Here is a 14,785-nt window from a genome sequence, read left to right as displayed (position 1 = left end):
ACTTTCCCGAAAGCGCGTCCCGCCTTCGTCATGGGTCGAGCGCGCGGAGGCGCAGAGCGGCCGGCCTGATAAAGCTTTGAGGGGGCCGGGGGACTTTCCCGAAAGCGCGTCCCGCCTTCGTCATGGGTCGAGCGCGCGGAGGCGCAGGGCGGCCGGCCTGATAAAGCTTTGAGGGGGCCGGGGGACTTTCCCGAAAGTCCCCCGGAAAGCTTTTCGCCAAGGCCTTTTCCAGAAAAGGCCGTAACAATGACACGTACCTCCCGCTACTTCAGCTCGGCGATCGTAACTCCCGCTTCCCCTTCCCCGTACGTCCCCAGGCGGAAGGTTTTGACGTTGCGGTGCTTGCGCAGGCGCTGCTGGACGGCGGCGCGCAGGGCGCCGGTGCCCTTGCCGTGGATGATCGTGACGGTGGGCACGCCCGAGAGGACGCACTGGTCAATGAACCGCTCGAGCTCGACGAGGGCCTCATCGGAGGTCATACCGCGCAGGTCGAGCTCGGTTTTGACGTCGCGGGTGGCCTTGGAGGAAACGCCGCGCGACGAAACGCCGGCGTTATTGACCGTGACGCGCTTGTTGGACATGTCGACAAGGCGCACCTCCGACTGGTGGACGCGCGTCTTGATGATGCCCGCCTGCACGTTGAGGTATCCCTGCCCGTCGGGCGCGGAGAGGACGGTGCCCTCCTTCCCGAGCTCGAGAAGGCGCACGGTGTCGCCGCGCTTGATCGGGCGGTCGGGCACGTAATTTTCCACGTTCTTGCGGGTGACGGGGTCCGCGAGGTCCTGCAACTTCCGCAGGTTTGCCTTAAAGGCGACCTTCGCCGCGGCGGCGCGCTCGGAGAAGTCGGCGCTGTCCTTCTGGCGGCGCAGCTCGTCGAGCTCGTCGATCAGCTTTTCCGCCTGCGCGCTCACCTGCTCGACGATGCCGCGCGCCTGCACGCGGGCGCGCTCGAGCTCGCGCTCCCGCTCCCGCTCGGCGGTACGGCGCAGTTCGTCCGCCTCGGCGGAGGTGCGCTGCGCCTCGACCCGCTGGCTCGCCGCCAGCGCGCGTTCCTTTTCGAGCTCCTGCCGGGTGCCCTCGAGCTGGGCGACCACGTCCTCGAAGCGCGCGTTCTCGCCCGACAGGTGGGTGCGCGCGTTCTCAATGACGCCGGAGGGCAGTCCGAGGCGTTCGCTGATCGCAAACGCGTTCGACCGCCCCGGCACGCCGGTCAGCAGGCGGTAGGTGGGCCGCAGGGTCGCCACGTCGAACTCACAGCAGGCGTTTTCGACGCCGTCGGTGTTGAGGGCGTACATCTTGATCTCGGCGTAGTGGGTGGTGGCGACCACCCGGGCGCGCTGGGCGCGCAACTGCTCGATGATCGCGACGGCGAGCGCCGCGCCCTCGACCGGGTCGGTGCCCGCGCCGAGCTCGTCAAGCAGGACGAGGGAGTCGCCGTCCGCCTCGTCGAGGATGCGGATGATGTTGGTCATGTGCGCCGAGAAGGTGGAGAGGCTCTGCTCGATCGACTGCTCGTCGCCGATGTCGACGAGCAGCTTTTTGAAGACGGGCACCGTGCTGCCGTCCGCGACGGGCAGCATGAGGCCGCATTGGGCCATCGCGGTGAGCAGGCCCAGGGTCTTGATCGCGACCGTCTTGCCGCCCGTGTTGGGGCCGGTGACGACGAGCGTGTCGAACGTCTCCCCGAGCGAAAGGTCGATCGGCACGACCTTGTGCTTGTCGAGCAGCGGGTGGCGGGCCTTTTTGAGCCGCACCACGCCGGTGTCGTTGATGGCGGGCACGCTCGCATGCATCTCGTCGGCGAGGCGGCTCTTGGCAAAGTAGAGGTCGAGCTCGACGACCGCCTCATAGCTGCCCCGGATGCTGGCGGCGCAGCCGCCCACCTGCGCGGAGAGCTCGTAGAGGATGCGGTCGATCTCCGCCTGTTCCCTGCCCTGCAAAAGCCGGATCTCGTTGTTGGCCTCGACGACCCCCATCGGCTCGATGAAGACCGTCGCGCCCGACGAGGAGGTGTCGTGCACGAGGCCCTTGATCTCATTGCGGTATTCCAGCTTGACGGGCACGACGAAGCGGCCGTCCCGCTGGGTGATGATGTTGTCCTGCAAAAACTTCTGGTAGGTCGCCGAGCGCACCATCTTATCGAGGACCTCGCGCGCCTTGGCGCCCGCCTGGCGGATTTTACGGCGGATGTCGGCGAGCTCGGGGCTCGCGTTGTCGGCGATCTCCTCCTCGCTGATGATCGTGTCCGCGATGTGCTTTTGCAGGTCGGGGAGAGCCACCACCGAATCGAGCAGGTAGGAGAGGCTCGTCTGCCCGCCCTCGAGCTGCCGCCGCCACCGTTCGATCGTCTCGAAGGCGCGCAGCACCTTCCCCACGTCGAGCAGCTCGCGCGGCGAAAGCCGCGCGCCGATCTCACTGCGCTTGAGCGCGGCGGCGGGGTTCTCCACCGCGCCGACCGACGGCGTGGAGTAGCGGTTGGTCAGCGTGTTCGCGTCGACCGTGTACTGCATGAGCTCGCGCACGTCCCGCAGGTCGCGCGCGGGCTCGATGGCCAGCGCCATCGCCTTCGCGTCCTCGCAGGAGCAGAGCTGCGCCAGCCGCGCGAGGATCTTATCCAGTTCAATTGCCTTACAGTATTTATCCATTGACTGATCCCTTCATTGTCCGGTAAAAATCGAGCGTGTCAAACCGCCGTTCCAGCTGTGTGACCGTATAACATTCGCAGACCTCCTCCAGCCGGGCGAACGCCGGTCCGGGGAGGCTGAAGGAGAAGAGCTTCTCCGCCTCGGAATAGAGGATGTGGCGCATGGCGGCGAGCACCCCCCTGCCGAGCGGCAGGCGCACCTGGTCCGCCGGGAAGGAACGGACGCACTCCCCGCAGGCGAGCTGCGCCGACTGGGGCAGGAAGAACATCTCCTCCGCCTCATAGCAGCCGCAGCCCGCGCAGGCGACGAGGTTGGGCATGAAGCCCGCCATCGTGAGCAGCCGGAGCTCGTAGACCGGCTTTAGAAACCCGCAGGCGCGTTTGCCCGTGTCGAGCAGGTAGAGTGTGTTGAGCAGCAGGCGCAGATAGCCGTCCGCGTTTTCCTCACGGGGGGCGACCTGCGCAGTCAGCTCGCAGAAGTAGGAGGCGAGGGAGAGCTTTTCCACGTCGCCGCGCACGCCCATGAAGACGGTGTCGAGATCGGCCTTGTCGACGCTGTACCGCTCCCGGTTGGAGAACAGCACAAAGCACGAGTAGCTGAGCAGCTCGGCGGGAACGCGCAGCGTCCCGCGTGGCTTCTTAGCTCCCCGTGCGTATGCGGATATGATGCCGCGTTCCCTCGTCAGGAGGGTGAGCACGCAGTCAAACTCGTCAATCGCGCGCTCCCGCAGCACGATCCCGTCGGTCGTGATATGCACCGGTATCTCCCGTCACAGCGGCGCCCAAAGCAGTCCCGGTTGCGGACTGCTGCCGGACGTCTACATATTTGAGGTAGTCCTCAATCTTTCCCGAATGTAAAAACGCGTCATAGGCCGACATCTCGCCCGGATTCATCAGCACCGCCCCCATCTTTTCCTGATGGTACTATTTTTTCCGGCGGCGGCACCCTTATCAGAGGGAAAGTCTATCACATTTTCCAGTAATTTAGACTTGACAGCCAAAAACGCGTTTTATCAGAAAAAGCATAGCATACATCCCCCGCCCCGTCAAGCCGGGACGGGGAAGGAAAGGGGCGCATCCGGAGGGATGCGCCCCTTAGGGTGCTTATTCCTGTTCGCGCCGCTTATAGAGCCAGACGCCGGTGGTGATGCCGCCCACGGCCACCGCCGCGATGAGCGCCGCCAGCGCGATCGTCACGCCGCTCAGGCGCCTGTGCGCCGCCGCGGGCGCGGACGCCTGCGCGGGCGCCGCTTCGGCCGGCACCGCCGGCTCGACCGCCTTCTCGGCGGGCTCCAGCGAGATCCTGTCCGGGGTCTCCGGCACCGCGGGAAGCTCCGCCGTGAGGGTGACCGTCGGCACGGTGACGCCCGGCAGATAGTAGCCGCCGCCCGTCACCGGGTTGCTGCCCGGCTTGGCCTCGGGGATTTCCGACACGGTCGCGTCGTAATCCGCAAAGAGGTCGAACAGGTCGTCAAAGGTATAGTAGACCTTGTTGTCGGGGATCGAGGGCATGTTCTTGCCGTAGATCGCCAGTTCCCTGCCCTTGTAGCTGATGACAAGGGTCACGTCGCGGCCTTCGAGCGCGCGCAGCACGCTGCCGGGCACGTTGAGCGCCTTGGAGGCGTTCGCTTTGATGACGTCGCCGCCGTCCGCGCGCTCGATCGATTTCTGGACCTTCGCCCAGAAGTCGTAGTTATCGAGCGAGGCGCTCCCGCCGCCGGAACCACCGCCCGAGGAAGAATGTCCGGAGGAGGGCTTGCTGTTGGTGAAGGTCACGACAAACGGGCTGAAATGGGTGACCGTCACGTCGACATACTGGTTGCCCGCATCGTCCTTCTGAATCTCCAGGTAGAAGGTTTCGCTGCCGCCGGAGTATTCATGGACGATCTTGGCATACCGATCCGTAACGCTCTTCGGGATGGGGAGCTTGAAGGTGACCGGCTGTCCGCTCAGGGAATCGATGGCGCCCTTCGCCTTGACATCATTTCCATCTTTAATGAGCCAGACGGGCTGCACCTCGAACTTAATCTCGGTGACCACCGCGGTCGTGGTTCCGTCGTCGTTGGTGACCTCCTGTACGGCGATATCGTGGATCTCCGTCTCGAGGGAAACATGGATTTCGGTGGTATTATGGGCAAGCGCCGCCTCGGTCGCCTCCGCGGGCAGGTTCCCCTTCACCGCTTCGGCCAAATTCTCCGGCGGTTCTTTCGCCGCCGGGTTGCCGGTGGCGGTCAGTTCGTCCTTCGCGTCGTCAAACGCCTGCTTTTCAGCAGTCGTCGCGTCCGCCGGGACGGTCGCCTTGACCTCCGGAACGCTCGGCGCGGGCGCCACTGTGAAGGCGATGTCGTAGCTCATCCGCAGCGCGTCCACCTGTTTTTTCAGGTCGGGATTCTTCGCAAGATAGTCCGCCAGCTTGCCGGCGTCGAGCTTATCCAGCATGGCGCTGGCCCCTCCGATCGCCGTCTTGAAAGCCGCGCCCTTGTCACTCAAGATGATCGCCTTGATGTCGTCCTCGGTGACGTCGGCCAAAGTCGTGGTGGAATCGTCACCCAGCGCCGCTTTCAGGGCGTCGTTGCCGGCCTTGATCGCCGCCGCGACCACCTCGGCGATCTCCTCGTCGGTATTAATGAATTCGGGAACGACTGGCCATTGAGCCGCATCCTCGATGATGCCGGTTTTGTCGCGGTAAACATAGAAGACCTGTTTTGCGGTGCCAAGTTCATTTTTGGTCAGGATTTCACCGCCGGGGCCTTTCAGGTTCGCCAGATGGATGGTGAACTTGGAGAAATCCTCGAATTTACCGTTTTGGTTGGTCGGGTCTTGCAGACAGATCAGACCCGCATACCCGGGATTCGTCGTATCTGTCTCGTTGTATGTGGTATTGTTCATGTTGAAGGTGGCGCGGGGGCTTGCACCGTCTGCATTCGGATAGTTGCTCAGTCGGAACGCGTTGCCGGAATAGGCAAACGTGTTTCCGCTGACGTCATAGCTGCCGCCGTCTGCCACCTTATAGATGTTGATCGAGTTATGGGTGCAGTCGCCCTTCGCGAAGGTGTTGTTGGCGATCTTGCTTCCGCTGGCGAGTGGAATGGACTGGCTGCACTCGATGCCGTTATAGACCTTTCCGCCATTGGCGTCGAAGGCGTTTCCGGTGATCGTGACGACGCCCGACGCGGCAATATTGATGTAATCGTAATAAATGCCGTCCTGGCCGTCCGCTGTTTTCGCATCTACCCCTCTGATGGTATTGCCGGTAAAGGTGAACGTCCCGTCGCAGGTGACCTTGATCAGGTGGTTCGCACCATTTCTCCCTTCCTTAGGAACGATTCCGGTACCCGTAAACACGGTATTTTTGATGGTTACGCCGCCGGCGCTGACCACCATTGTACCGGTAAATTCCTTGCCGTTGCCGTCGATGGTGACCGCCTTATCCACAGTAACGGAGTCCTCCGCGACGTTCTCCAGAAGCTTGATCACGTCGCCGTTCTTGGCGGCTGTGATCGCCGCGGCAAGGCTCGGATAGCCGACGTTGCCAATCTGCGCGACCAGTTCGCCAGTGAGCTGATTGTCCTTCACGGCGCTCGGCGTAATCTTCGCCGTAATCCCGTTCATGCCGGTGATCTCGGCCCCGCCGTTCGTGCCGGCCCTGAGCGTTTCCACCGTGCCGCCGGAAACCGTGACATCCGACTGAGCGAATGTTCCCGTTACGCTGGCATCGCCCGATTCGCCGCCGGCATACATATTTTTAACCGTTCCGCCGGTCACGTTCAGCTTGATGGCGTCCATGCCGCCGCGGTTGACGCCCTGTAAAACCTTGATATTGGCGCTGCCCGAAACGTTCACGGTCCCGCTTCCGGTATAGCCGTTGGAACCGCCCGCGGTGACATAGGCTCCCGACATATCGCCGCCAGAGATGTTCAGCGTCGCCGTACCGGTACTGCTGATCCCTTCGCCGCCGCCGAATACGAGCAAATAATCGTTACCACCTTCAATGGTAACCACCGCTTCATCGACCCGGCAAGGGGAGTCCTTGGCATCACCGCTATACCATGCGTTTGTATAGGAACAGTCGTCGCTGCAGCCATTTGTCATTGAGGATGCGCCGCCGCCCGCGACCTGTCCGGGGACCGCCCCGCCTGAGATCGTAATCGTCGCTTTGGTGACGTGACTCTTATGCAAGCCTCCTCCAAACAGGGAGTTGAGCCGTCCGCCGATCATTATGATACTGGTCGTGCACGAGGTATCGCTATTGTGGTATCCACCGAACACGTTGGTATTTGCCGGGACATCCTTTTCGCCGCCGTCCCAAGTAATCTTCGCGCCCATTCCGTCAGCGCCGGTCTCCGTGATGGTGATCGGCGTCCCGTTCGCAAAGAAGAAGGGAGCCTTCTTTGTACCAAATTCCTCATAGTATTCCGGCCCGCCGCTGGCGTTATCCAAATCAAGCGTGTTCATCTGTCCGAGCATGGCAATAAAACCGGCAAAGTCAGCCAGTTTTCCGGTCAGTTCCTCCGGGATCTCCGCTTTTTCCTCGTCGGTCAGCGCGTTGTACGCCTCCTGTGCGGCGGCGTAATTCTCCTTGGCTTCCTCCAGGTACGCCGAATACGCCTCATTATAGGCGTCGTTGTATCCCTCGTCGTCCTCGGGAAGATCGACCGCCGGCTCATAGTTGGCGACTGTGTCGGTATCCGGGAGCGCCTCGATCATGTCGATGACCGCCTGGACCGCCTCCGAGGGCTTCTCCTCGGGCTCCGTGTAGAACGGGCAGCCCTCCTTATGTACCTCGCCCTCGGCGGCGCCGCAGGTGCATTCCCCGGAGCTTGAGTCCTTGGAGCTTTCATCCTCGGAGCTCGTGTCCTTGGAACTTGCGTCCTCGGAGCTCGAACCCTCGGAGCTTACATCCTCGGAACTTGGGCCCTTGGAGCCTTCATCCTCGGAGCTCGCGCCTGTGGAGCTCTCGTCCACGGACGGCTCTTCTTCCGTCTTCACAGGACTGATCGTATCGGATACATCCGATACGCCGTCACCGGTGACGGGCTGGTCGTCGTTCGCAAGGCTGACAACGCCGCTCATCGTGAGGATGAGCATGGCCGCAAGCAACATCGTCAGCAAGCGAATCCAGTTCTTTTTCATGATATGCCCTCCTAGAAAAATATCTTTGTCCGAATCGGATCTGTCCGGAATTTCTTTGGGCCGCGGCCGGGGGAGACGGTGTGACCGTTTTTTTCTCCCTATAAAAGAATACGACCGCCTCGACGGCAGTCGTACAGAAAGCCCCCCTAGGGAGGCTGTGCGGCAACCGGCTGTCATACCCTACGGTTTAGACCCATGGCTTTGCATCACTATCTTTCAATAGTTTTGCCAAATATTCATTTTTTGTTACCCATACTATAACATATAGTATGACCTTTGTACAGTTATTTTTTTGAAATTTGGTGGAAATACTTGCAAATTGCCTCCTTTTTTGTGGTTTAAAACATAAAAAACCGGCTTTCCGCGCGCATACGCGGAAAGCCGGACGGATGGAACGCCTCTCAGCGCGGAAAACCGGCCGAGGCGAGCTCCTGCCCAATGTTGAGGATGTGGTCGCCGATCCGCTCGAAATCGGTCAGCATCTCGGAATAGAGGATGCACGCCTCGTCCGAGCAGACCCCCTCGTGCATCCGCCGAATCTGGTTCTGCCGGAACGCGAGGGTCATGTCGTCCATCTTCTGCTCAAAGGCGGAAATTTCGGACAGGCGTTCGACGGAAACGCCGTCCAGCTCTCGAAGCAGGCCGATGGCGCGCAGGCTCACCTCTCTCATCTGTGCGATCTCGCCCCGCGCCTGCTCGGAAAAGGAAATCCGCTTTTCCTCCAGCAGCTTCGTGTACTCGCAGATGTTGACGGCGTGGTCGCCGATCCGCTCGAGGTTGCCGCTGATCTTGAAAAAGGCGCTGATCGTCATCGAGTCCCGCTCGTTTGCCTCGTAAACGATGATGCGCGAGATGTACTTTGATATTTCCTTATTGAGGTAGTCGATGTATTCCTCGGTGCGTTCGACCTCCGCCAACCGGCGGGAATCGCCGTCCAGCACGGCGAGGAAGCTCTGCTCCACGTTGCCGCGGGCCATGTCGGCCATCCGTCCGAGCTCCCGCCAGACGCCGTTGATCGCAATGGCGGAGTTGCCCATCTGGTATTCCGGCGACGCCTCCACCGGCTTGATGTAGAGCAGCTTTTGCAGCGCGGCGTCCTCCGAGACGTGCTCGGGCAGGATGCGCACCGCGAGCTTCGCGAGCCAGGTGCCCAGCGGGAGCAGGAGCAGGGTGGTGGCAACGTTGAAGAGGGTGTGCATGTTGGCGATCTGGGCCGCCGGGCTGCCGGGGGTCAGCGCCTCGATAAACTGCGTGAGCGGGAACGTCATGCAGACCACGGTGAAGATGCCCGTCCCGATCAGGTTGAAGAGCAGGTGGATGACGGTGGTGCGCTTCGCGTTGCGCCCGGTGCCGATCGAGGCCAGCACCGCGGTGATGCAGGTGCCGATGTTCTGGCCGAAGAGGACGTAAACCGCGCTCGGCAGGCCGATGAGCCCGCTGTCCGCCAGCGCCTGGAGGATCCCCACCGACGCTGAGGAGGATTGGATGACGGCGGTGAAAAGCGCCCCGGCCAGGATCCCCAGCAGCGGGTTGCCAAAGCGGGTCATGAGGCTGACGAACGCCTCCGAATCCCGCAGCGGCATCATGGAGGAGCTCATCATCTCCATCCCGATGAAGAGGATGCCCAGCCCCGCGACGATCTGCCCGTAGTGGTGAAAGACCGCCCGCTTCATGAACACGACCAGCGTCACGCCGCAGAAGGCGAAGAGCGGGGCCAGCGCGCCCACGTCGAGCGCGATGAGCTGGCCGGTGATGGTGGTGCCGACGTTCGCCCCCATGATGATCCATACGGCCTGCCGCAGGGTCATCATGCCCGAATTGACAAAGCCCACGACCATGACGGTGGTCGCGGAGGAGGACTGGATCACCGCCGTGATGCCCGCGCCGACCGCGACCCCCAGCAGGCGGTTGCTCGTCAACCGCTCCAAAATCCGCTTCATGCGGTTGCCCGCCGCCGCCTCGAGCCCCGAGCTCATCATCTGCATCCCGTATAAAAACAGCGCCAGGCCTCCCAGAAGCCCCAGGATATCCGCCACCTTCACGCGCGGCACGCTCCTTCTCTCTTTACTTCCTTCCCGAATCCGCCGGCAGGGCGGGGATGAAACATTCCAAAGGCATGGCGCGCGTCCGGCGCCGGACGCGGGTCATGCCTCTTTAGTCCCGGTATCCGGGCGGATGCTCCGGACGGCGCAGCTGCTTCCATGCGGAACGTCCCCCCCTTTTCACCGCGATTTGCAACCCATTATAAAAGATCGCGCCGGGGAGCACAAGGGTTCCGCCGCAAATTTTACGCAGATTTTACACGGCGGCGAAAGAGGCCCCGCGGGGACGGTTGTCCGTCCCCGCGGGGCCTCCTGTTCGTTTTTCAAACCGACGCGCGGCTCAGTTGTAGCCGAGCGACCGGATGACGTTCTCCCGGTTGCGCCAGTCCTCGCGCACCTTGACCCAGCATTTGAGGTTGACCCGGCAGCCGAGGAACCGTTCGATGTCCTGCCGCGCCTGGGTGGCGATCCGCTTGAGCATCTCGCCGCCCTTACCGATGATCATCCCCTTGTGGCTCTCCCGCTCGCAGTAGATCTGCGCCTCGATGTCGACGAGGTCCTGTCCCTCCCGCTCCTTCATCGATTCCACCGACACGGCGGTGCCGTGCGGGATCTCGTCGCGCAGGTTGCGCAGGAGCTTTTCCCGCACGATCTCGGCCACGATCACCCGTTCGGGCTGGTCGGTCAGCGTGTCCGCGTCGAAGAAGAAGGGGGAGGGCGCGGCAAACGCCTCGAGCTCCCCGAGCACCGCGTCCACCCCGTCGCGGGTGAGCGCGGAGATCGGCACGACGGCGGAAAACTCGTACTCCTTTGTAAAGGCGAGGATGCGGGGCATCAGCTTCTCCTTGTTGGCGAGGGTGTCGATCTTGTTGACGACGAGGACCGCGGGAATCCGCTGCGCCCGGAAGGAGGCGATGAGGTCTCGCTCGGCGGGGGCGATCTCCCCCTGCGGCTCGACGACGAGCAGGGCGACGTCCACGTCCGCGACGCTGTCGCTGACCTGCTTCACCATGTATTCCGACAGCCGCGTGCGGGGCTTGTGGAGCCCCGGCGTGTCAATGAAGACAAACTGGGTCTCCCCCCTCGTCAGCACGCCGGTGATGCGGGTGCGGGTGGTCTGGGGCTTGTCCGAGACGATCGCCACCTTCTCCCCGATCAGGGCGTTGAGCAGGCTCGATTTTCCCACGTTGGGGCGTCCGACGATGGCGACGAACGCCGATTTGGTGCTGTATTCCGGTTCGGTCAAAATGCTTCTCCTCCCCGCCCCTGTGGGGCGCGTCCAGTTTTTCCGCCCTTTACGGCGCGGCGCAAAAATGCGCCGGCGGTCTACGCCGGCGTCTGTTTCTCCCCGCCGAACCCGAACACAAACCAGGCCGCGAGGGCAAGATAGATCACGAGCAGCACCTTCGGCTGCCAGTGCGCGAGCAGCGCGCGCCAGAGCGCGAGCAGCCCCTCCGGGCGCCAGAGCACGGCGAACCCGACCCCGACGCTCGCGAGCGCCATGACGAGCACCGCGCCGGCAGAAACGTCCTTGGCGAGCTTCGCGAGCGGATGCCTGCCGGGGCTGGCGAGGTCGACGGCCGCCTCGACGGCGGTGTTGAGCATCTCGGCGGCGAGCACGCCGCCGGCCGCGAGGGACAGCAGCCCGAAGCCCGCGGCCTCCACGCGCAGCGCCCCGGCCAGCCAGAACACGAAGAGCGCGGCGGCCAGGTGGATGCGGAAGTTGCGCTCGTGCAAAACGCAGTGGCGCACGCCGCAGCCCGCCCAGCGAAAGCTGCGGGCGAGGGCGGCGAGCTTAGATTTCATCTTCGGTCAGCACATAGCTGCCGTCCCGCTGCAATCCGAGGCTCGAGAGCACGCTCTCCTCCTTCTCGCGCATCCGCACCATCTCGAGCCCGCCCGACTCGTGGTCGTAGCCGAGCAGGTGGAGCATCGAATGCACGGTCAGAAAGCCGATCTCCCGCTGGAGGGAGTGGCCGTAGATACGGGCCTGTTCGACGGCCTTTTCGATCGAGATGACGATATCGCCGAGCTGGAGCGCGCCCGTCTCGAGGTTGCGGTCGTAGACGCCGTCCTGCCCGAGCGGGAAGGAGAGCACGTCGGTGGCCGTGTCCTTTTGGCGGAACTCGTTGTTGAGCTGGCGGATCTGTTCGTTGTTCACGAAGCTGACGCTGACCTCCGCGCTGTCGCCGAACTGCTCGGCGGCGAGCACCGCGTGGCAACAGCGGCGGATGAGCAGCCGGATGCCGCTGGGGATCTTCACGTCCTTCTGGCGGTTGGTGATGAGCACCTTGATACTTTCGGTCATCTGTTGCGTTTACCCTCCTCGTAATACCGCTCGTACGCCTTGATGATCGCCTGTACCAGGCGGTGGCGCACGACGTCTTTCTCGGTGAAATGAAGGATGGCGATGTCATCCACGTTCTTCAGCACCTTGACCGCTTCCAGAAGGCCCGAACGCCTGGCGTCCGGCAGGTCGATCTGGGTCACGTCCCCGGTGATGATGGCTTTGGAATTGAACCCCAGCCGGGTGAGGAACATCTTCATCTGCTCGGGCGTGGTGTTCTGGGCCTCGTCGAGGATGATGAAGCTGTCGTCGAGGGTGCGCCCGCGCATGTAGGCGAGCGGGGCGACCTCGATGTTCTGGCGCTCGACGTATTTCTGGTAGTTCTCGGCGCCGAGCATATCAAAAAGCGCGTCGTAAAGCGGACGCAGGTAGGGGTCGACCTTGTTCTGGAGGTCGCCCGGCAGAAAGCCGAGCTTCTCCCCCGCCTCGACGGCGGGGCGCGTCAGGATGATGCGGTTGATCTCGTGCGCACGGAAGGCGCGCACCGCCATGGCCACGGCGAGGTAGGTCTTGCCGGTGCCGGCGGGGCCGACGCCGATGGTGATCGTGTTGTCGCGGATCGCCTCGACGTACCGCTTCTGCCCGAGGGTCTTGGCCTTGATCGGCTTGCCCGTCGTGGTGATGCACACCACGTCGTCCGCGAGCGCCGCGACCTTGTCCTCGCGCCCCTCGCTGACCATCGCCATGACATAGCGGATGTTCTGTTCGGTGAGCGACTCCCCCTTGTTGATGAGGGAGAGCAGCCCGGTGATGGCGCGTACCGCCAGGGAGACGCCCTCCTCGTCGCCGAACACCTTGATTTCGGTGCCGCGGCAGGTCACCGTGACGCTGTATTCCTGCTCGATGAGCCTGACGTTCTCATCGAAGCTCCCGAACAGCGCCAGCGCGTGCTCCATCCGGTCGATATTCACCAGTTGTTCGATCATTCGTTTTTTTCCATCCTTTTTCTATTGGAAATCCCCAAAATCATCCACGATTTAGTATAGCAAATCTTCACGCAAATAACAAGCAGTTTCCACAGTTCTTTATGAATATTTTGTGAAACTTTCCCAGTTTCTTTGGAAACGCGCCAAAATCCCTAGTAGCCTCCCTCGCGCAGAGCCTTTTCCCCCTGTCCTGTGCGGTCGAACACCGGGATTTCCACCTGCCGGGCGATGTCCATCTCCACGAGGTATTCCCCCGTCAGCACGACCCTGCCGCCCTCCGTTTTGGCCGAGACCTCCCGCTTGACCACCGCGCCGGACGCCCACGCGCCCCGCTCCTTCGCGGCGAGCTGCCGCTCGGCGATGCGCAGCGCCGTTTCGGCGCTGATCCGCTCCTCCTCCGTCTCGTAGAAGATGTAGGTTTCGCGCGTCACCGGGAAGGGCATCTCCACACCGAACAGGACGGGCGGCCGGGTCACCTTCTCCACCTTGTACTCCCCGTCCAGCCCCGAATAGAGGAAGAGGGGCAGGCGCACCCCCGGCAGCTCGAGGTAGCGGCGCTTGACCACCCGCCCGGACGGCACCGCGCGCGACTGGGTGAGCGGCACCTCGACGGCGAGGCTCTCGGGGACGCGCGCGATGACCTTGGCGTTGGCGCGCAGCAGGTGGTTGAGCCCCCAGCGGTCCTCAAAGACGCCGCTCACGAGGATCTCCCCCTCCCGGACGGCGTCCCCCTTCTGTACGGCCGCCCGGCCGTCCGTGACCGCCATGCTGACAATCTGGCCGTCCCGCGCCGCCACGACGTTGGCGGGCACTTTGGTGTCGATCTTCTGGGGCGGCACGGTGCGTTCCCGCACGAGCAGCGTCGCGGTGGTGCCGCGGATGTTGAGCGCCGCCCATGAGAGATCGTCCACCTTGAGCTGGACCTCGAGCTGGATCTCCCGCGCGTCGAGCCCGCTTTTGAGGACGCCCCGCCTGACTCCGAGCTCCTCGAGCGCCTGGAGCAGCACCTGGCTGTCCACCCGCTCGTTCCCCTGTACCTCGACCACCCACACGAACTGCTGGGTGACGGCGAAGAAGGCGATGAAGAGCGCCGCGCCGGCGGCCACGCCGATCCTGCGGCGGTAGCGGCGCAGCAGGAAGGGCAGCCCGTGACGCTCCTTCACGCGGGTGACCGCCCCCGCCTTGCGGGCGAGCGGGCGCATCCGCCGGTAGCCGTCCACGGTGGTGCGGCCCGAATATCCCGCCTCCTCCCGCCGGCAGTCCCACAGGGGGACCCGGTGGTGGGCGCAGAGGTTGATGAGGCGCTCGAAGGAACCCGACCGCGCAAAAAATTTGACATGCCCGCGCAGGTAGCGCAGGAACCGGATAAACAGCAAAAAACCACCCCTCAGCTTGTCGAAAATCATTTCGGCAAGCTGAGGGGCCGCTGCGGCGGGTTCTCCGCCCGCCGCGCCTCTCCAACATGCCGTATGCGTTATAAAACCGGCGGTCCATCTCCGCGCCAAGAGCCTCGCTTCGCTCGGTTGCGCTCCGAAACGCGCCTGCGGGCGCAGCCCCACACACGCCCTCTCCCTTCCGGGGCGGCGGGGCTTGCCGGGTTTGAAACATGGAATCATCGGGATACGGAGGCTCTGCCAAAAAATCATTTCGGCAAGCTGAGGGGCCGCTGCGGCGGGTTCTCCGCCCGCCGCGC

General features: G+C 63.2%; 9 protein-coding genes and 1 riboswitch. All 9 genes read right to left on the bottom strand.

The features are described from left to right. Window positions 1–263 precede the first annotated feature (263 nt). The 9 genes from RCI06_RS08715 to RCI06_RS08675 all read right to left on the bottom strand — a co-directional run bounded on the left by RCI06_RS08715 (window position 264) and on the right by RCI06_RS08675 (window position 14,468). Window positions 264–2,645, bottom strand: a complete 2,382-nt coding sequence (locus tag RCI06_RS08715) for an endonuclease MutS2 (RefSeq protein WP_306575630.1) — start codon at window positions 2,643–2,645, stop codon at window positions 264–266. Beyond that, window positions 2,638–3,402 (bottom strand): DNA repair protein RecO, encoded by a 765-nt coding sequence (gene recO, locus RCI06_RS08710; RefSeq protein WP_306575628.1) that lies wholly within the window; start codon window positions 3,400–3,402, stop codon window positions 2,638–2,640. Before recO ends, RCI06_RS08715 begins: the two co-directional genes overlap by 8 nt. A 346-nt stretch (window positions 3,403–3,748) precedes the next feature. After that, the gene (locus RCI06_RS08705) at window positions 3,749–7,777 is read right to left on the bottom strand and encodes a hypothetical protein (RefSeq protein ID WP_306575626.1); all 4,029 of its coding nucleotides are present in this window, start codon (window positions 7,775–7,777) and stop codon (window positions 3,749–3,751) included. A gap of 158 nt (window positions 7,778–7,935) precedes the next feature. After that, window positions 7,936–8,017, bottom strand: a riboswitch (cyclic di-GMP riboswitch). 161 nt (window positions 8,018–8,178) lie between these two features. Further along, a complete protein-coding gene (locus RCI06_RS08700; RefSeq protein ID WP_306575624.1) occupies window positions 8,179–9,819 on the bottom strand; it encodes a Na/Pi cotransporter family protein in 1,641 nt (546 codons plus the stop codon). 340 nt (window positions 9,820–10,159) lie between these two features. Next, a complete protein-coding gene (era, locus tag RCI06_RS08695; protein WP_172439235.1) occupies window positions 10,160–11,065 on the bottom strand; it encodes a GTPase Era in 906 nt (301 codons plus the stop codon). An 80-nt stretch (window positions 11,066–11,145) separates the two neighbouring features. Next, the gene (locus tag RCI06_RS08690) at window positions 11,146–11,625 is read right to left on the bottom strand and encodes a diacylglycerol kinase family protein (RefSeq protein WP_101551368.1); all 480 of its coding nucleotides are present in this window, start codon (window positions 11,623–11,625) and stop codon (window positions 11,146–11,148) included. After that, window positions 11,615–12,127 carry an rRNA maturation RNase YbeY gene (gene ybeY, locus RCI06_RS08685; RefSeq protein ID WP_101551370.1) on the bottom strand — a complete coding sequence of 171 codons (513 nt, stop codon included), beginning with the start codon at window positions 12,125–12,127 and terminating at the stop codon, window positions 11,615–11,617. The genes RCI06_RS08690 and ybeY overlap by 11 nt, the downstream gene beginning before the upstream one ends. Continuing rightward, window positions 12,124–13,092 carry a PhoH family protein gene (locus RCI06_RS08680; RefSeq protein WP_101551372.1) on the bottom strand — a complete coding sequence of 323 codons (969 nt, stop codon included), beginning with the start codon at window positions 13,090–13,092 and terminating at the stop codon, window positions 12,124–12,126. The genes ybeY and RCI06_RS08680 overlap by 4 nt, the downstream gene beginning before the upstream one ends. A gap of 152 nt (window positions 13,093–13,244) precedes the next feature. Then, window positions 13,245–14,468, bottom strand: coding sequence for a sporulation protein YqfD (locus RCI06_RS08675; RefSeq protein WP_306575622.1), 1,224 nt, complete (start codon window positions 14,466–14,468; stop codon window positions 13,245–13,247). Between the last annotated feature and the right edge of the window lie 317 nt (window positions 14,469–14,785).

Origin of the sequence: Anaerotruncus massiliensis (ex Togo et al. 2026) (assembly GCF_030825285.1) — a bacterium.
Lineage (GTDB): Bacteria > Bacillota > Clostridia > Oscillospirales > Ruminococcaceae > Anaerotruncus > Anaerotruncus massiliensis.
This window is presented reverse-complemented; position numbering and strand designations above follow the sequence as displayed.

Excerpts from the sequence above, each read along its gene's own strand:
- RCI06_RS08715 (WP_306575630.1), bottom strand. The coding sequence starts at position 2,645 with ATGGATAAATACTGTAAGGCAATTGAACTGGATAAGATCCTCGCGCGG.
- RCI06_RS08705 (WP_306575626.1), bottom strand. The coding sequence starts at position 7,777 with ATGAAAAAGAACTGGATTCGCTTGCTGACGATGTTGCTTGCGGCCATG.
- RCI06_RS08690 (WP_101551368.1), bottom strand. The coding sequence starts at position 11,625 with ATGAAATCTAAGCTCGCCGCCCTCGCCCGCAGCTTTCGCTGGGCGGGC.
- ybeY (WP_101551370.1), bottom strand. The coding sequence starts at position 12,127 with ATGACCGAAAGTATCAAGGTGCTCATCACCAACCGCCAGAAGGACGTG.
- RCI06_RS08680 (WP_101551372.1), bottom strand. The coding sequence starts at position 13,092 with ATGATCGAACAACTGGTGAATATCGACCGGATGGAGCACGCGCTGGCG.